Below are 18888 nucleotides of genomic sequence, written 5' to 3' on the forward strand. Positions count from 1 at the left end.
TTTTTATTGCCAAGCCTCGTCAACTGGTTTATCTTTCAGACCACGCGGTTCGGATGTATCCCAACTTCATTCCAACATGCTCCATATTTCGATGGCTTTGTGATAAAAAGGAACATTGCCCCACCACTAGGTTACATTCCTTATTCATGGCTTCCGTTATTCTTCTATTCAAAAGCTGCTGATGTACACCCTGATTTCTAAACTCAGGTAATGTTGCTGCAAAGGTTAAGGACGCCTTTTGATTTTTAATAAACAGAACACTTACCGCTGCGGGGATCTCATTGACATATGCGATGTAAAACTTCCATCCTGGACGATGATAAAGAACCTTATTATTCTGCGCGACATAAGGGATACCGTCATCCGACATACCGGTCCCCCGGCAATGGATGGTCGCATATAGCTCGAATTGATTCTCTTCAAGTTCTTGAATTCGGATATGATCTGATTGATTCCTTTTGTCTTCAGGTTTGATGATCAGGGATGAATGAAATCCCGATGCATACAGACCTAAGTCGGTTAAGCGTTTCAAAAAGTTCTGATCCACCATAGATGGAATGACCTCGAACTGAACCTTTCGATCTCGCTGTCTATAAAAATCAATGATAGCATCCATGTGTTCCACATCATTATTTGTTAAGCCCTTCACCGTATTAAAAGTGGGCCAAGGCATGGTCTTACTGTAGAAACAGATGGCATTTCCAAATTGTTGAATCTCAATTCCTTCCGGATTGTTGTCCCGACCTTGTATAGCAAGCATGCGATCTGTCATATAATCGATTTCCGAGTTTTCAATTTCTTTAATTAAATCTAAGGATGGAATCAGTGGATTCATATCTTTACCTCCAAATAAAATTATGGGAACTCTATTTTAATTTCCATCAAAAAACTTCTTTGCATTGCCTATACTTTACAATGGTTAGATGCTCCCACTCCTTATATAGCTGCTCTTTAGAGAGTATCTTCCATGGATTAAACATCGTTTGCCCATCTTTATTGAAATATAGTTGTTCTCCCAGATGGTACGCTGCATGTTGAATAATCCCATTCTTATCTGTCCATATGACAACGTCCCCTTGAACCAGATCCTCTGTTATTAGCTCCTCGTAATGATACTGTTCTAATTTCTCAAGAAACGTTTTTTGATGTACCCATTCATAGATAAACCATTCCTGTTTTCCGTTGGAGATTGCAAACAAAACTGCTGCGAGGCAATTTGCACCTTGGGAACTAGCAAACGAATTGGCATATGGTTTTAGAAAATCAGGTAGCCACTCAGGTGGCTTCACACATTCCCCTTTATCCCACCATTCGTAAACCATTGTCGTAAGTATCTGTTCTTTACATGATATGTCCAGATTTTCCCACATAAAGCGTTGGAGGATCACGTGTCCATCAATTAAATAGCTTGCAGGTATTTCCGCCAGATCATGTACAAATGCAACGGGGAAAACAAGTCCCCTTTTACTTTGCACTTGTGCATTTAACAGAGATCGTTTCTTATCTTCAGGGATAGTTTCTATCCATTCTTTTTCAGCAATGATTACATAATCAACGTTCTTTATATTCCAGTACTCATATCCATTTACATAATTCACTTGCCTATATGTGCTGTGGTTATAGAACTCATCTTTTGGCATGAATAGTACATCAGTAAAGTCAAATTCATAATCAAGATGCTCTTTCGATAGGAAAAATAAATCTTTTTCCGGTACATAGCAATCGACCCAAGACCGTAAAACTTTTTTGTCCGGCTTAATATTCAAATATGTATTCCTCCGTGTTGGATTTGAAATTTATTCTTTCATTTTATCTCTCACTATTCCGTAGTAAATCAGATCCTCATAACGGTCGTCTTTCTTGACATGATCCATCAGTACCCCTTCTTTCTTCATGCCAATTTTCTGTATTACTTGTCCGGATGCCGGGTTCGAAGCAAAATGTCGCGCATATACCATATACCTTATGGTATTTTTTCACATCAAAAGCGAAGTCCAAGATCGCCTTGGCTGCTTCTGTTGCATATCCATTTCCCCAAAAGGGTTGACCGACCCAATAGGATAACTCACCATTATCGTAACGTTGGTGATTAGATAATGCGATTGCCCCATATAAAGCGCCTGTTTCCCTATCACAAATAGCAAATTCGTATAACTTATCCGCATCAAAGTTTTCTTGATGATGTTCTATCCATGACATAGCACAATCTAATGTATATGGGTAGGGTAATGTGAGTGTGCTCTTATATATGTTGTAGTCATTACATAGTCTGGTAACGGTTTCAGCATCTGCTTCCGTAAATAATCTTAATAGTAACCTCTCTGTAGTCATCGTTATATTGATATCATCGTATATCATGCTATCCCACCTTATTTGATTAAAATGGACCATACTATAAATCAATCTATCATTCCTATCGTCTCTATTACGTTATATTTTCCAAAATCATTTATAATAGTCAGTGGTAAATAGTCATACAACCACAACCACGATGATGTTATCCAAGATACCTTCACCCCTAGGTTATTCAGAAAACTCAACTAAAATGGGATGAGTGCTTTCATCCAATGCTTTGTGAATTCTCTCCTTAAAATTCCCCCATGTTATCATTTCATTGGCTTGTTCCAATGTAAAGAAACCAACCTCATCACTTTCACTACTTGTAGTTAGAGTTCCTCCAATCGGTTTTCCAGTGAATATATTGTTACATACTCCCCGGGTAGTGTTCTGATATAGACCACAAAACTTAATAAGTTCAATATCGATACCAGTCTCTTCCTTCACCTCTCGAACGGCTGCTCGTGTGATGGTCTCGCCTTCTTCTACACAGCCTTGAGGCATTTCCCAGCCTCTCCGCCCTTCATAAGTAAGATTTCATTGTTCTCATTAAGGACAATTACACTTGCAGATACGATAAATTTCATTCAAAATCCCCCTTCTTTAGTTTTAGTTCATAGCCGTAATCCACATTTAATTCCCCTCTGGAGTCATCCAATTTTGTGATTTATAACTTCTTTTGAAGTAATACTTCTTCCGTTCTGGCATAGTTTGATTTTTCGTATGTCTTTATAGCCATCTCATTTCTTTGACCTGTCAGAATCTTCACACTGGTCACACCTCGTGCTCTGAGTTCTTCCTCTATAAAAGCAATCAACAAAGTAGCCAGCCCTCTTCTCCGGGCAACTTCGGTAATATACATTTCTGTGATTTCTCCCTGGAAACCACGATAACAAAAAGATTTAAAATATTGAGCACAAGCAAATCCAACTGCCTGATCGTTAATAACAGCTAGAGCAATCAGCTCATCAGATAAAGCAAAGCTATCTTTTACTTCTTCTACGGATGTACCCACTCCATTAAAAGCATCATTGAGCTTTAGAAGGTCCTCTGCATCATTTGCGTTCGCCCAGCGAATATCCATTTTCTCTTCCGTCATCACATAACCTCCAATAATATCTGTCAACGGCAATTAGTGATCCGGATAGGTTTCTTTCAAAAACCTGATGGATTGGTTGATCAACGCTTGTAATACATCTATATGGATATCTGCAACTTTATTGATGTATACACATGCTTTTCCTGTCGTATGTTTTCCAAAGTCCTTTAATAAATCCTCTCGCTTTGTATCACCTGTCGCAAAATACAAACTGATTTTTGCTTTTCGGGGAGAAAAACCCACCAATGGTGCATCTCCTTCGTGACCAGATTCATATTTATAATGATAAGCGCCGAATCCAATAATACTCGGTCCCCACATCTTTGCTTTATAACCTGTTGTTTCAGTAAAAATATCTAATAGTTGATACGCATCTTCACGTTTTTTGGTATTCTCAACACTTTCAATAAATTCAATGACACTGTTGTCCGTTTCTTTTGTTTTAAGTTTGTACATTGATAAAATCGCTCCTTCATATATCAGGTTAACAATTCTCCACTTGCCTTACATCTAAAATAATATCCAATTTCTCATTCATTACAATCGCTACCGCTGAAACGATATGCTTTGGTGGATTCATAGATATAGATAGTCCTCTCTTGGGCTTATTCGTTTAATTTATCCTTACCATAATAAAATCCCTTGAGTTGTTCATTAAAAAATGATTTTAAATCATCCTGCACAATGGAATACTTCACTTGTTTATTTTTTATATCTGTTCTTGTAATATATATTTGCTCAAGATCATATTGGATTGTAATATCTCTTCTTGAATGAAGTCGAAATGCTATTCCAGCACTGATGTTTGAAGGCGTTTGATGAAGTTCGATAATTGAGGATTCAGGCACAGAATTGATCCAGCCAACAATTTGGTTAATTTGTTCATCTGTCAATTTAATATCCACAAATGTAATGTTAGGCGTTTTGTGCGAGTAGACTGCTTTTGTCATTTGGGTACTTTTAATGTGATCGATAGAAATCTCTTTATTCAGCTGTTCATTTTCTTGATTGAGATATTGATAAAAGAAATAAGCTACAAGAAGAAGTACTACTGTGATAATGAGCGTTTTCAGTATTTTAATGATATTATTCCCCCGTCTCATATAACTTTTTATGAACTCCTCATAACGCCTCTCACCCTTAGATGCTCTTAGCTCTCTTATCTTAAGGAGCTGGTCGTATTCAGTTAGTTCTTCTAGTCTTAGAAAAGTACTTGTCAAACCAGGGGGCGAACGCCACAGTGTGTAAGGTTTTCATCAATTCACTTTATGTATCACATATCACTTGGTTCCTTCATTGAAGTAAGTGATCTCATTACCGCTAATTAAGTTCCTTATACCACCTTTATAAAATGGCATTAATTGATCTGCTTCCTCTATATCCTTCCAAGCAATCTCGGAGATTTCATCAGGTCTTACAATTTGTTCAGTACCTCCAGTAATTTCAGCCCTGAAGACTATAAAAATTGCATGTTCATTTAAATGTTCAAATTTACATTCATTTATAGCTACGATGCCATAGACCTTAACATCAAAACCTGTCTCTTCTTTGGCTTCTCGGATAGCAGCTTGCTCTAATGATTCATCTGGTTCTACTGCTCCTCCTGGTAAAGACCAGCTTGAACGTCCTACATTTTTGACCATTAAGACTTTCGATTTTGATTCATCTGTAATTAGAGTGTATGTTACGTTGACTCGTTTCATTGTCCTCTCTCCTTTCTTAATATGAGTGCATATCTATACCTTCGAGATTTCCAATTCATATTTAACTTGCGTTTTACTGTGCCCTTCTATGGTTTCGATCATTTCTTCTATTTCTTCAAATCCACTTTTCTCATAAAATGCCCTTCCTATATGATTCTCTTTCCCTACCCAGGCAAACATTTTATTTATTGGCTTTAAAACTTGAGTGAATCTCTGAATAAACTCTTTACCTATTCCCATTTTGTGATATTCAGGTCGTATATAAATTCTTAGTAATTCATATTCTTCTTCTTTCACTTGTCTTGTTTGAGCATATCCAACGACTTTGCCATTAAATTCTGCTATTAAAAAACTCCGTTTGGCACTTTGAAGATCTCTCTCGACAGATCGACTTAAATTCTCATCTGAATATGCTCTACTTAGAAAATTTTGTATGTAGCCTTCGGAGTATATGCCTTTATAAGTATAATTCCATGTTTCTTGAGCTATGGATTGAATGTGTGGGATATCCTCATTTGAAACAAATCTAATTGTAATCATCTGGTTATCCTTCTTTCATTATTAATTAACGAACTTTATAGTCTTTCTTAAGAAATGCATAAATGGTATTATCAACAAATCGATTCTTCCAATAATAATTTTCCTTTAATATCCCTTCTTCTCTAAAGCCGATTTTCTCAAGTACCTTTCTTGATCCCACATTCTCTGGTTCTACAAATGCTTCAATTCGGTTTAAGCCAAGCGTATTAAATCCATATTCAATGACCTTTTCAACCACCTCGGTCATAAAACCTTGATGCCAATATTCTGGTGTTAGTTCATATCCACTGACAGCTTTATAATGATTTTTCATCCATCCATGAAAGCCACATGTTCCAATTACTTTGTTTTCAGACTGCAAAGTGATTCCCCAACGAATGGCTTGACCTGCTTCAAATCTTTCATTCCATCTTTGAATTAATTCTTCTGCTTGTTTAATGGTTGTAAAACTCTCAAGATCATAAAACTTCGTAACTTCATCCAATGAAAAACATTCAAATATATCACTGGAATCATTCTGTGTAGTTCTCTTAATACAAGTCTTTTTGTTTCTAATTCGGGAAACTGCGACATTTTAGTTCTCCTTAATGGTTTAAGTATTCTCACTCAGTTCTAATCCATATTATTACATATATGAAGTAAATCAAGCAAAAAAAAGCAGATGGTCTCTCATCTGCCCTGAAATATGGAGAAAGACATGCAGCCGATTTAAATTTCCCTCCATGCTCTTGATCTTAATTCCCCTCGACTGCCAATCTCCAGTCATTACATCGTATGGTAGTCCCAATAGGGTATTCAAAATCACACTCGCCAATATACGAAAAGCCCAGCTTGCGACAAATGGCATTCGAAGCTGGATTTTTAGTTTTAGGAAAAGCGTGAATAAAATTATGTTTCTTCTTTTCAGAACGAATAGAAGCTATGGCCTTTGCTGTTGCTTCAGTCGCTATTCCTCTACCTTGATATTCAGATAAAACACTCCAACCTATCTCGAAAATAGATTCTTCTTTCCACGTCTGATCCCAATACCCTACACTACCCACGACTTCAAAATGCGGAAGCAAAAGGATCTTAAACATTTTCCCTGTTCCACTTTGGGCGATTTCATAATAGCGCTTATGGCGAGCTAGGATTTTCTCCTCAGTCTCTGGCCCTCCGAAGTGTAGTGTCATCTCATGAGAATTTAATTGGCGAAGCAAATCTAAATCTTCTTCGTCCCACAGTTCAATTCTTACCTCTGGCGCATTCCTTTGTTCCATCTCACTCACCTCACTTTTTTATTTGAAACCAAATTTAGAGGAAGAGATTTACTATTCTCAGTTCAATTATACCAGAACATATATTCTTATACAGTAAAAATTTATCATTATCTTTTAGTTCTGCTCGCAATAAACCATTCAAATTCAATGTGGAAAAATGAAGTTCGAAGGTATAGTCTGCTCTCGTGAGACTAGCATGAAATGCCTCTTCCAGACCCATCTTGCTGAATGGTATTCCCAGGAGCCGCAGCTTGATTATACGTTATACGATGTCACCACTTCTTCAAATTAGCTTATTAAAAATCTATTGTTGTTTAATATCTCTTCAATCACTTCATCTATCTGGTCAACAGAATATTCTTGGGTATTTAATATATGTCTTTCGTCTTTTAGGGCTTCTTTAAATTCATTCAAAAGGATTACGCTTCGTTCTCCCATTTGTATCGTTGGATCTCTTAACTGATCTCTTCTAATAATTGTTTCATCATCGACCATAAATACTACATAAATAATCCTTACATTTATACTCTCCAGCTCACTAGCTAAACAGTTAGCCTCCGTTGGAAACGTCACATAATCTATAACAACATCGTAATTAAATTCAATTAGGTTCTTCACTAAACTTATAATATTTATCCACGTTAGCTTATGAGTTTCTTGACAGATCCACGGCTTTCCCCTCCCGTTTACAGGTAGATGACTAATATCATCACCAGATATATATGAACTGCGATCCAGATGTTCAACAAGTTTCTTTGATGTAGTAGATTTCCCGACACCGGCAGGGCCAGAAATGACGTAAACGGATCTTGTCATGTTGTAGCCTCCTTTGAATTTACTGCAATATAATAGCCTTTTGCGCTTTCGTCTAATGTTCGTCGTTGAGAGCTAATTCAACTTCTCTCTTTCATCTTCATGAAAACCATGAAGAGAAGCAGCTTTGTATACATTGTAATCTGAATAATCCCCTCCTCAATCACTTAAGAAAATTTGTTTGAAGTGTCCATTCTAATCTTCTAACCCATTCGTTCTTTACATCCATATTCGCATTTTTTATTCGATTCATAATATTTAGAATCCGAGAAATCGAGAACGCTTTCAATAATTCTTCATTAATTTGTACATTTGAATATGAGCTATACTCACTTATAAAAATCCATGAAAGATCCTTCGCAAACATTGGATAATGCAGATGTACAAACCATATTACCCATGCGATATCCTGAAGAGGATGCCCCCATCCGGCCCATTCCCAATCAATAATATACAATGTGTCATCTAAGCTAATTGCATTATGAGGTCCATAATCACCATGTATTAATGTTTCCTCTTCTTCAATATCAATGTTAAGTAAAACTTTAACTTTTTCTTTTATGACACTTGGTATGAAATCAATAGAATCTATATCAACATTTATGAGGTTTAATATCGGTATATTGGAGTTGAACTCTCTAAGCTGTATTGAATGAACATCTTGTGCTAGATGCTTTCCAAGTAGCTTAAAAATTTCTTGAGCTTTGACATCATCATTATCATCCAGATATTTTTGGCTATTCACTCCCTGTAAATAGTCCAAAATAATGTACAAAAATCCGTTATCTTCAAAATAATCGTGTATTCTAGGCGAGATTCTTGCCTCGTTCAAGAGAGTTAGACAATTAATTTCTACTCTAGCATCAATACTGTTATTAGTTGAGATCTTTGCAATAACAGGCGGGTTTGTACCTTCAAGTAAAAATGTACTGTTGGTATATCCTCCTGAAAGTTCAATCAATTTAATATTTTCAAATTTACGAAATAAGATTTCGTGAGACATCTGATTCGCACCATCTTTCTTTACACTTATGGTCTTTCAAATAACGTTCCCATATTCGCTACGCGAGCCGACCTTAGATAGCTACTATCTTAGGTCGGCTCGCATGTCAACAGAGTCACTTCCCTGATTGTTGATTGAACGACAAGGCCTATAAACCCTATCGTAAGAATTTAATTTTAGATGATGTCACCTGCTGACTTTAAAATCACTATTTCGTTCTCCATTCATTAGCTTTCAATCTATAGATTATTCCAATAGGAGCTGTTTGTTTCATAGACCATATGCTTGTTCATTCTGTTCACCTCATCTGGTATAAATTTTGTTTGCTGTTCATTTGTTAATTAATGGCTTTTTGTAATCAATCCTTGTAGACAACACTACTGTAAGAACACATTAAATATTAATGCTTTAGGTGTAGGGACCATCATTAAATTAGTTTATTTAGTTCTTCTTTAATTTCATAATTTAAACCATTCTTCATTAATAAATCTCTTATTACATGTTGATCTACAATTTCTTTATGTCTTTGTAAGTGACCTAAGATCAAATTCGATTTCGCTTCTCTTCCCATTAAATAATACGCCACATACCAGATCTCAGGATTGGATACCTTTATTCCATCCCATTCTCTATTTCGAATATGAGATGTAGGTAAACAAACTACTTCTCCTTCAGCATAAAAAGCAAATCCTCCAATGATATCTATTCTTAATGAAGGAATATGTATCCTGTATTCACTTGCAAAAGGGTAGTCACCACTATCCTGTTCTATCCAATCATATCCATCTATAACTTTAAGTAGCATATCTTTTGGACAATCAACTATGAGATCCCAATCATTCACTGTATTTGATAAATTAAAATAATATAACAATCCACTTCCACCAAGTGAATAAGTTAATTCATTCTCTTCAAACCTTCTAATAATCGGTAAGATTTCTTTATGATCTAACATAGTTGACCTCCTAATATGTGTAGCTTATAACGATTCTGTATTCATGAACCCTCCGCCGACTAAAGGGGTGGTTTCCTAGCCTCAATGCGGTTAGTGGTATAGAAGTATCTGCCTGAATATAGTGTTATCTGATGAAGCACGCTCCGAAGTGATACTAAAAGAAGCTATATATTCCGTCTTCAAAATAGTCAAATTCTTCATCCGTTATTCGTAACTTGCCGTATCCGTTATAAAATATTTCTTTATCTCTTTCATTATCAAAAGTATTACATTTGGGTCTAATAGCCAATGCTACATCATATCTTGGATCCCCGTACGCCGCTCCTGACCAGTCAATAACTCCAACTATGTTGCATTCTTTAATTAATACATTATCAATTGTAAAATCGCCATGAATTAAAGTGTTATCTATTGGTTTGGGTCTTACTGCTTTCAACCGTTTAAGTAATTCTTCTGATCCGTCTATAGCAAAGTGATTAAGATTATATTCTGCTTTATTAAGCATTGTATCTAACCAAGGATGATCATTTTCCAATAATTCAGTAGGGCAGGAACATTCATGTATTTTCTTCAAACAAAGTCCAAAGTTAAAAATAGCTGTTTCTTTATCTTTGAGATTTGGCTCTTTAGATAGAAATTCCCTTAAACTTATTCCATCAATATAATCCATTAAAAGCCATCTCGATTGATCCTCAACATGATACGAATATGCTCTCGGAACTGGTAGTCCCGTATGGTAAAGATATTGAAGCACCTTGTATTCTTCTAATAACCATTCATTATAGAGATCGTTTTCTGTCTTTTTGATTATGTACTTTTTTTCGAGCGTATCCAGAATAGCTACAATAGAAGTATGACCTTGTTTGGGAAAAGTAATTTTCTGGACTTTTCCTATCTTTTCTACTATCTCAATTGGGAGGTCCTGAATGTTCATGCTTTCATCCTTTCTTCCACTACATTCCCTTTTAGATAGCGTTCCCTACATTCACGAACCCGAAAGGCTTTAGAAAGTATCAAATGTTATGCCAATAGAAAATATAATGAGAATGCTGTTGAAAGCCTAATGACTTGTAAAAAGAACTATCCGAAATAACATATGCCTTTTCAGCACCTAAGGAGCGACCTCTTTTCAAGGCTTCTAATACCACTGCTTTTCCAAGTCCCTTCTGCCGATACTCTGGAATTGTACATACAGGTTCTACATAAACATAATCCGTTTTTTGACTGTACCATAAGCCACAATAAGCAACGTATTCCCCATCTTCATTTTCGGCAACAATATGTAGGAATGAATTCATATTTCTTGCTGACAACATTCTTTTTTTCCTACCAATGCTGACTTCATCAACAGGCATAGGACCTTCGTGGTTAAAGCCCTTCCAAAGTAATTTCTGATACTTAAATAAATCATTTTTAACATCCATATTTTTTACTATTATGTCTTCAGGAATTACATAATCAAGACTAACATTCTCTAGTGTAAGTTTAAGTATGTATTCAGTCAGATCATTCTCCACAAACTTCTTACTGCGCAATAAATCTAGAGTGTGAGTATCTTTGTCATTCACTGCAATCCCCAGGCCATTTTCATTACTGAAAGTTGTAGTTGTATATTCTAATATATCTTGTTCTAATTCTTCAAACCCTTGTTTAGTAGCAAAAAATGCTTCACCAAAATAGTGGTCATAGGTTGCTATACCTACTAACTCGTCATTACAATACCACAAGCCAATCTTATCCATTAAGTCTCGATTGAATTCAGGATGATGAAACATCCACTCCCACCTTGCCCAGTTCCAATTTATATGCCTACGGTCATCTTTTGATAATTCAATCAAAAAATCACAAACTTGTTCATAATAAGATTCATCGAAATTTCTAAAAACAACCTTCATTTTAATCCCCCAAAAATAAATTATTTTTCAAGTCAAAAATACTATTGCGCCTTAAAAACCCTCTTCCTAGTTACTCACGCTTCTTGTAAAGTTCTTTACCCTCCTTATCAAATATTATTAAATTCTCTACTTCATTAACTCCAGTATTAGGAATCACATAACCCTTCTTTCCCGTAATCCCTCTTGAATAGGACTTTCCATCAGAATAACTAATTAAAATACGATCAGCTCCTGAGCTTAACATCTTGTTATTAATCAGAACCGCTACATACGGGTCGCCATTACCGACAATCACAGGATTGGAGTAATTCATTCCCCACGATAATTTTTGGTCATATATTTTCCCATGTTGATCTGTATAAAGGGTAATTAATGAGTTCTCGAGCAAAATGACTGCTGAGTCCTTAATCCATACACTATCTTGTAAATCTAAACTATGACTAGATACATAATCAGTGATTTGTTCATTGGTTGGGGCGTTATATATTAGCTCATTTTTGTTACACCCCATTAATAAGGCTGATATGAAAAGTATCAACACTATACATTTTTTCATTTTCCGCTCCTTGTATATATCTCCGAGATTCACATAACGTTCCTATATTCACGATGTCCGACGAAGTAGAATGTGTTTACTCATGTCCTCTTATTTAAACAAGCTACCTTATATCGGTAGCCTGTTCCGTATTACATATAAAATTAACAAAGGATGCTCATATCATATTCCAAAATGCTCACGAACTAATCTAAATTGTTCTTCAATCCCCAAAGTAGGTGTTCTTTCAAGTGTTCTGATATAGTTATTAACGCAAGCATTTCTAATCTCATGGGAGAATTTCACCATAGCTTTGTTGCCATGTTTAATCGTTTCCGCTGGATTTGATGTAAGGTTAATAACGTCCAAAATCATCTTATGGTCTTCTCTAAAGTAATATAGCCTTTCTATTTCTTCATCAGATGTATAAAGACACATCATTCTTTCTTTAGGAATAAAGGGTAGGATGCGTTCAGGCATTATCCCTATATCGATAATGATTGGTTTATCCGTTGGCATCTTCAATATATCAATAACGAAAAATTCCATCATCTCTTCAACGATTTCACAAAGCCATCGAAAATACACATCAGTAGGCCTATTAAACCACTCCTCCCAGTTTAAACCGGGATGGGGATATTGAAGTGCAGGATATTCAGTTTGAGTAGTGAATGGTCTATACTTCAAGACATCATCGCCCAATGTTTGAAATCCTAACTCTGCAACAAATTTCTTTGTCATCGTTGTCTTCCCCGCGCAACAACCACCATTTAACCAATACACATGCTTTAATTGTTCTTTTAAATAATTGTTATTTATTTCCATTTTTACCCTCCTCAATTTTTAATATTGAGGGAGATTACGGATTTTTATCGGTTTCTTATAACAGTAAAACAACATAATAAAATCCTCCTTTTCTTATTTATACCTAAATAGTATTCGCCGAGTAATAGTTTACTCCTTCATTTTCCACTAATCTGTCCATTTAGATTACTCATTAAAGTTACAACTTCAAGCCACATGACACTGCGGGTTGACTTTCTCTCATATCTAAACCGAGCAGCTAGCATGCGGTGAGATACGTGGATGAATTGTTATGGGATACCTCAGACTTCATATACTTACTTACAAATTGTACTTTATCTTTATATACTTCATATTCAATATTCCCATATCGACTGATGTCTCTAAGTATCCAATGATCTGCTCAAAAGTAAAAACATTAAGGGTTTCAATCATAATTTCTTTGTCATAATTCAAATCGTCAAATATATATGGCACAAATTTTTCGACATCTGAAGATTTAACTTCCTCTAAATCCGGTATTGTTGGAATGTGATAGAGCTTGTTTCTTAATTCCTCTTCATATCCATAATGTTCAAGCAACTTCCCATTCAATAATCTAAAATCGTTATGATACTGTTTATATAGTCCCTCATTAGCTTCCATTCTGTTCCTTAACCAAGGTAAATTAAAACCTTTCAACCATATATCATCTGCAATTAAATGTGTGAAATAACCCAGAACATAAAGGTCTTCTGCCTGTGATCGATACTTATGTAAAAATCCTTTATAATCTACGTTTCTTGAATAATCCTGAATATCACCAGCAAAAAAATGTGATGAATCTTTTGTTGTGACAGCATCCGGTGCAATATTTCCAAGTAAAAAAGGCGCCTTATCTACTATTGATAAGGAATCTGCAATTTTATCCGCCACAATCAGATGCATTATTCTTGAACCCATACTTCTTCCTCCCTTCAATGAAAGTTTGAAGTGTTTTGCTTTCTTGAACTGTCCAATCATTATTTTTTGAATACTGATGTGATAATCATTTCTGCACATTCTTCCGCCGTATTCAAACTCGTATCGACTGAATAGCTATAACGGATGTGTGGCGACATTATTTTATTTTGCTCATCGGATTGATCTTCTCTTCTGTCACCACGTTCTATATTTCGCTTACGACAAAGATCTAACGGGCAGTACACCTCAATGATATCCAAAGGATATCCAGCAAATATATCTTGGACTTTACCATAATGCGGCTTTAATTCCGGTCTTTCAACAAGTATCCCATCGATTAAAACATTCTTTCCATGATCCGAAAATAATTTTGCTGTATGATACATTATAATGATGGCTTCACTTAAATACTTCCAGTAGTCTGTTTGCAAATGTTTATCACCAATCGTATTTTCAAAAAGATCATTGGCCACAACATAAAAAAAGGGATCAGAGTAATTTTGCATCGCTTCTACGATTGAAGTTTTACCTGAACTGGTTACGCCATTCAGAAATATAATTTTCCCTTTATCCATATGCTCATCTTCCTTTGCATGGGTTATGTTTGTGTGTCTACGACTTCTTCGAATTACTAAATACCTAGACCAATTTTGTAAAAGATAATAACTTCGTTCGAAAAGAATAGATCTATTCAATGTCATTACTAAGAATAATATTGTAATTATTAATCCACCAAATAGATGCACTATTAAATCAATTAGGTTGAACGTATAAGAATTTCTAGAGGTTTTTATTATCGCTGATGCTATTACTGAAAATGGAATCCATCGATTTACCATATCGAACGAGTACATGCCACATGTATTTTAATTCCTGAAGCACTTCTTCATAGTTACCTCTGTCAGACCAGAGATCAGGATTGCGTTTCAAATCGTTGACTGCATTCCCGATCAGACTTGCATCGATGTTACCATTCCTTGCAATTCGCTTAGCTAATGAGGGCATGGTTGGACCCCTAAAATCAGAGGGCACTTCCTCCGCACGCATCGCAAATCCCATATGCCAGAATAGTTTAATGGAATATTTGATGCAGATTTGCTCTAAGTAATTCCCTATTTTTGTTCCTTTGAACGATGGGTCAGCAACTAAAATTTCCACATCATCTTCAAGAACGATATCTCCATGAACTTGAGTTTCGATAAAATGGTTAAGATTCCGATGTGGGGCCAGTTTTGAGGGATCCTCTAGCGGACGTTCCAGATTGTACAATAGCTGATCTATCAATTTTTTAGGAGTAAGATCTTTTTCTCCAATAGCATAATCCCGGAAGAAAGCATCCGTAAAAAGCGCAGATAGAATATCGTCTAATTCCTCATATGTCCCCTTTTCCTTTGGAGCATCTTGAGAGCCACCGTAAGTGAACGTACAACGATGTGAAACATTCGGTTTTAAAAGAAAATAACAAGATCCGAATCGTGGAGACGGTCCATCCGGATGTAACAACAAATGAAGAGCCCCATACTTTGGCCTTTCAAAGTTGGTTACCCCCTCTATCTGATAAGCTCCGCCAAATAGTTTTTCCTCCCAAAGGTCCCGTGCACCACCTACATATGCCGATACGCTCCCATTGGATATGAAAGTCTCGAACTGACTTTTATAGATCCCCTGCTCTAATAATGATTGAGCCACACTTTTCATATCTACAACCGGACGATCCGGATGAAAATGCAAAGCCACCCTTGCATGGGATCTAAGCTTATCAACTGCTTCTTCAAAGGTATTCCAAGGAATATTGGACAACTGAAAAATTTCTTTGAGTGATGCTTGAGCCTCTTTTTTTTGGGATCTCGCGCAACTATTTATGTGTTCAATTGCTGCGTTCTGAGATTTTGTATGTTGTCTGTTGTGAGACACAACAATCACCACCTTTTACCAAAATATATATTTAAATCTATTCTATAATAGTATGAGTTTTTTCGAATAACCTTCCCGTGTTCACGACGTCCCAACACCTTAAGCCCGAAGGGCGACCGCGATGCGTTTAGGTGGTGCGGATAAGTCCGGTTGCTTCTGCCTCCCCGTTATGAAATGCCTCCTCAAACCACATTTGGCTCCTCCCGGATCGAGAGAAGACGGAGTCGACCAATCCGAGTGGGTATAGTGTCAGATGATGGGGCTAACTTCCTAAAATTACATAACATTATTCTGGTTCTCTGTATTCTTTAAATACCTAAAATACGATTGCTTATTAAAATAGTCATATACTAAAATAATCAAAAATAATAATGGAGATATCAATAATATTTTCAATACAAATTCAGTATTATTTTTATTTATTAAAAGAAGTATAGCTATCAATACAATTAAAGAGATTATTCCTATATATTTATCTCTGCTCTTGTAATCAATTGTTTTCGCGAATGATCCGTAAACTGTACCAATTACGACTCCAATAATTGCTGGCACTGAGAAAGGCACGCCGATCAAAAATAGAATTCCATACATGGTTGAGAGGAAAATTATACTTGAAAGAAATATCATTATTTTATACTTCATTTCTGGTTTCATGATCTAGAACTTCACCACCTTTCAAACCATTCATCTAACGTTACCCCTTAGATTCCTCTTATCTTAGGGAAATCGATGTTATCTGCCTAATTATGCTTCATTGAAAATACCTCTGACAGATCAAGGACCGAATGGCCCTAAGCATGAATATATTGTTAGTGATACTTCGTACTTCATTGAATAACTCTCGAAATCCTATTCCTATATCTGTACAGTCATTACCAATCTTCAAGTTCTGAAAGCAACACACCTTTTTTGGTAAGTTTAAGACTATTATTCCTTGTAAAACCTTCAATACTCTGAATCTGCTTATTGATAAATGAGAATTCAAATATCTTTGTAAAATCTCCATTCAAAGTAAAATGAACTTTACTTTCTTCTGGAACAAATATAAGTGAAAATTGGGTTGGATAATCCCCACTTTGCTGAGCAGTATCCATAAGCAAGTTAAGGCCTGTTGCGATATTAAATGTTTCTTTGTTATTTGTAATGACTTCGTAGGCCTTTATATATCTATCATTTCCTGGTCCTTCAAAAGTTTTATATTCATTATCGAAATTATCCGATACAGGAAAATTAGTTAGTACCATGAAGTCCCTATCGGAAGAGTTAATATCAATGTTCTTTCTTCCAGGTTCAACAATAAATGTCTTCCGATTTCTCCCGGCTATCAAACTGTGGATACTATGACTCGGGACATTAACAATTACGTTATTGGTTAAATATTCACTTAATTGAGATAACTCAATCCGTCCTGAAAGAATTTCATCAAACAATTTCATAATATGTACGCAATTCTTTCCACGTCTATATTTGCCTTCTTCAATTGGATCGACCATTAATAAGTTCATAAATGTACCATTACTATTCAAACCGAATGCTGGATAAAATTGTCCATCATCATTCTGAAGAACTAATAGTTGATCTTCACCAATCAAAACAATTTTAATTGGTCTTCGAGAAATGTCGAAGTTCATACCAATAAATGTCTTGTCTAAATGAACAGCGAAACTAGTACACATTGAGGTAATCTCCTTTATTGTTTTTTCTTTTTTTCGTCGTTCCGAAACATATAACGTTCTTGTATAACGAAACGAGCCAGCCTTAGATAGCTCTTATCTTAAGCTGGCTCGTTTGTTGTCTGAGTGTTCTTCCATGATTATACATCTGATAACCAAGGGGTGGTAGCCCCGCAACATGAATACATTGTTATGCGCCGTTACTGTCTTCGAAGCATCATCTAAAAACCTAAGATTCACCTCTATTTTTCACTTTGGTATAAAAACTCAACTTCACCATCTAGCAAATATCGATATTCAAATAATTGCATTGTTCTTTCCCTAATTCTCTCCCGTATAACCGTGCCTAGGCTTACCGATCCTTTTGATCCAATTCATTTTTGATTTAGTTTCGCTGTTCAAAGTAGTCGATTGACTAATATTTTGACAAGATGAAAACATTATCGTAATAAAAAATAATAAGAGTGTTTTACTTCCCATAAATTTCCTCCTTAAATATTATCTTTAATATTTATCGGTAATGGCGCATAACGTTTATGTGTTCCTGAACACGAGAGGCTTAAAAGAGCTTAGTGACTGGGTGGCTCCGCCACTTAGCATCGCAGGGTTGTCTGCCTGATTATCCTCATTGAAGATCCTCTCCAGATCTAGGAGCGAACGCGACGCAGTAAGAAAACGTTGTTATACGCTGGTTCGTTCCTTCGAAATCACTATCATTGAATGTTTCAAAATGGGGTTGTACAATGAAAATATAATTCTTTTCGGAGGGGTTCATGTATGAAATGGAGTCATATCCGTGAAATCTACCCTAATCATTGGGTTCTAGTTGAAGCTCTTGCCACTCAATCAAATAACCATATAAGAACGCTTGAAGAAATGTCAGTTGTTTCTGATTATGACGACCCTAAGCGTGCTTGGGCCTCCTATAAGAAACTTCATTTGTCAGAACCAACTAGAGAACTCTATGTCTTTTACACCGGAAATGAATTTATTGAAGTCATCGAGCAACCCTTTACCGGGATTAGAGGCCTTCGATTAAAATCCATCTTGTAAATGGTTTGCCTATTGTTACTCTTCCTCTATCTTACAAGAATAAATCAACTCTTCTGAATAATGTCCATCTAGATACCGGATGCTCCACAACTATTTTTGATACTGATCTTGTAGAACCAATTGGCATAGATATAGACTTTATCAACGGAAAATCGGTACGGATGTATGGAGTAGGGGGTTCAAGTGAATTATGTTATCAGCAGATTGTCTCAGATCTCTCTATCAATAGTATTGTGCTTAAAGATTTTACTATCCAACTAGGACTTACCAAAGAACCATATGGCTTCGATGCAATATTAGGTGTCGATTTTCTTTACAAATATGGTTTAAAAATAGATTTTGAGAAATTAGTTATTTCATAAA

The 18888-nt window shown here is 35.8% G+C and carries 21 protein-coding genes and 4 pseudogenes; 2 read left to right on the forward strand and 23 right to left on the reverse strand.

What is annotated here, in order from left to right:
• Nucleotides 1-28 precede the first annotated feature (28 nt).
• The 23 genes and pseudogenes from Q0V21_RS12025 to Q0V21_RS33000 form a co-directional block, all read right to left on the reverse strand.
• The gene (locus Q0V21_RS12025; RefSeq protein ID WP_301879094.1) at nt 29-835 is read right to left on the reverse strand and encodes a GNAT family N-acetyltransferase; all 807 of its coding nucleotides are present in this window, start codon (nt 833-835) and stop codon (nt 29-31) included.
• Between the two features lie 46 nt (nt 836-881).
• Nucleotides 882-1766, reverse strand: coding sequence for a hypothetical protein (locus Q0V21_RS12030; RefSeq protein WP_301879096.1), 885 nt, complete (start codon nt 1764-1766; stop codon nt 882-884).
• Nucleotides 1767-1796: 30 nt separating this feature from the next.
• Nucleotides 1797-2358: pseudogene (locus tag Q0V21_RS12035) on the reverse strand (GNAT family N-acetyltransferase).
• Nucleotides 2359-2523: 165 nt separating this feature from the next.
• Nucleotides 2524-2924 (reverse strand): annotated as a pseudogene (locus Q0V21_RS12040) (NUDIX hydrolase).
• A gap of 80 nt (nt 2925-3004) precedes the next feature.
• Nucleotides 3005-3436 (reverse strand): GNAT family N-acetyltransferase, encoded by a 432-nt coding sequence (locus Q0V21_RS12045; protein WP_301879097.1) that lies wholly within the window; start codon nt 3434-3436, stop codon nt 3005-3007.
• 33 nt (nt 3437-3469) lie between these two features.
• A complete protein-coding gene (locus Q0V21_RS12050; protein WP_301879098.1) occupies nt 3470-3892 on the reverse strand; it encodes a DUF1801 domain-containing protein in 423 nt (140 codons plus the stop codon).
• 149 nt (nt 3893-4041) lie between these two features.
• Nucleotides 4042-4539 (reverse strand): hypothetical protein, encoded by a 498-nt coding sequence (locus Q0V21_RS12055; protein ID WP_301879099.1) that lies wholly within the window; start codon nt 4537-4539, stop codon nt 4042-4044.
• Nucleotides 4540-4716: 177 nt separating this feature from the next.
• The gene (locus tag Q0V21_RS12060; RefSeq protein WP_301247827.1) at nt 4717-5139 is read right to left on the reverse strand and encodes an NUDIX hydrolase; all 423 of its coding nucleotides are present in this window, start codon (nt 5137-5139) and stop codon (nt 4717-4719) included.
• A 33-nt stretch (nt 5140-5172) separates the two neighbouring features.
• The gene (locus Q0V21_RS12065; RefSeq protein ID WP_301879100.1) at nt 5173-5679 is read right to left on the reverse strand and encodes a GNAT family N-acetyltransferase; all 507 of its coding nucleotides are present in this window, start codon (nt 5677-5679) and stop codon (nt 5173-5175) included.
• A 25-nt stretch (nt 5680-5704) separates the two neighbouring features.
• Nucleotides 5705-6252: pseudogene (locus Q0V21_RS12070) on the reverse strand (GNAT family N-acetyltransferase).
• Nucleotides 6253-6413: 161 nt separating this feature from the next.
• Nucleotides 6414-6938, reverse strand: a complete 525-nt coding sequence (locus Q0V21_RS12075; protein WP_301879101.1) for a GNAT family N-acetyltransferase — start codon at nt 6936-6938, stop codon at nt 6414-6416.
• Between the two features lie 288 nt (nt 6939-7226).
• Nucleotides 7227-7754 carry an AAA family ATPase gene (locus Q0V21_RS12080; RefSeq protein ID WP_301879102.1) on the reverse strand — a complete coding sequence of 176 codons (528 nt, stop codon included), beginning with the start codon at nt 7752-7754 and terminating at the stop codon, nt 7227-7229.
• A gap of 160 nt (nt 7755-7914) precedes the next feature.
• The gene (locus tag Q0V21_RS12085; protein WP_301879103.1) at nt 7915-8754 is read right to left on the reverse strand and encodes an aminoglycoside phosphotransferase family protein; all 840 of its coding nucleotides are present in this window, start codon (nt 8752-8754) and stop codon (nt 7915-7917) included.
• Nucleotides 8755-9181: 427 nt separating this feature from the next.
• Nucleotides 9182-9709, reverse strand: a complete 528-nt coding sequence (locus Q0V21_RS12090; RefSeq protein WP_079344090.1) for a hypothetical protein — start codon at nt 9707-9709, stop codon at nt 9182-9184.
• A gap of 154 nt (nt 9710-9863) precedes the next feature.
• Nucleotides 9864-10643, reverse strand: a complete 780-nt coding sequence (locus Q0V21_RS12095) for a phosphotransferase family protein (RefSeq protein WP_301879104.1) — start codon at nt 10641-10643, stop codon at nt 9864-9866.
• Between the two features lie 79 nt (nt 10644-10722).
• Nucleotides 10723-11604, reverse strand: a complete 882-nt coding sequence (locus Q0V21_RS12100; RefSeq protein WP_301879106.1) for a GNAT family N-acetyltransferase — start codon at nt 11602-11604, stop codon at nt 10723-10725.
• Nucleotides 11605-11674: 70 nt separating this feature from the next.
• A complete protein-coding gene (locus Q0V21_RS12105) occupies nt 11675-12160 on the reverse strand; it encodes a hypothetical protein (protein WP_301879108.1) in 486 nt (161 codons plus the stop codon).
• 162 nt (nt 12161-12322) lie between these two features.
• Entirely contained in the window at nt 12323-12964 is a 642-nt protein-coding gene (locus Q0V21_RS12110) for a hypothetical protein (RefSeq protein ID WP_301879110.1), read from the reverse strand.
• Nucleotides 12965-13264: 300 nt separating this feature from the next.
• Nucleotides 13265-13885, reverse strand: coding sequence for a zinc dependent phospholipase C family protein (locus Q0V21_RS12115; RefSeq protein ID WP_301879112.1), 621 nt, complete (start codon nt 13883-13885; stop codon nt 13265-13267).
• A gap of 59 nt (nt 13886-13944) precedes the next feature.
• Nucleotides 13945-14460, reverse strand: a complete 516-nt coding sequence (locus tag Q0V21_RS12120; protein ID WP_285079413.1) for a phosphotransferase-like protein — start codon at nt 14458-14460, stop codon at nt 13945-13947.
• Nucleotides 14461-14665: 205 nt separating this feature from the next.
• Nucleotides 14666-15799 carry a DUF3626 domain-containing protein gene (locus tag Q0V21_RS12125; RefSeq protein WP_483312370.1) on the reverse strand — a complete coding sequence of 378 codons (1134 nt, stop codon included), beginning with the start codon at nt 15797-15799 and terminating at the stop codon, nt 14666-14668.
• 872 nt (nt 15800-16671) lie between these two features.
• Entirely contained in the window at nt 16672-17475 is an 804-nt protein-coding gene (locus Q0V21_RS12130) for an isoprenoid biosynthesis enzyme family protein (protein ID WP_301879115.1), read from the reverse strand.
• A gap of 239 nt (nt 17476-17714) precedes the next feature.
• Nucleotides 17715-17846: pseudogene (locus Q0V21_RS33000) on the reverse strand (lysozyme inhibitor LprI family protein); the annotation flags it as partial.
• A 403-nt stretch (nt 17847-18249) separates the two neighbouring features.
• Between Q0V21_RS33000 and Q0V21_RS12135 the strand changes: the two are divergent.
• Both Q0V21_RS12135 and Q0V21_RS12140 read left to right on the forward strand, forming a co-directional pair.
• On the forward strand, nt 18250-18525 hold the full coding sequence (locus Q0V21_RS12135; RefSeq protein ID WP_301879117.1) for a hypothetical protein: 276 nt from the start codon (nt 18250-18252) through the stop codon (nt 18523-18525).
• Between the two features lie 5 nt (nt 18526-18530).
• The gene (locus Q0V21_RS12140; RefSeq protein WP_301879118.1) at nt 18531-18887 is read left to right on the forward strand and encodes an aspartyl protease family protein; all 357 of its coding nucleotides are present in this window, start codon (nt 18531-18533) and stop codon (nt 18885-18887) included.
• Nucleotide 18888 lies beyond the last annotated feature (1 nt).

This window comes from Paenibacillus sp. 11B (genome assembly GCF_030487755.1).
GTDB classification, from domain to species: Bacteria; Bacillota; Bacilli; order Paenibacillales; family Paenibacillaceae; genus Paenibacillus; species Paenibacillus vandeheii.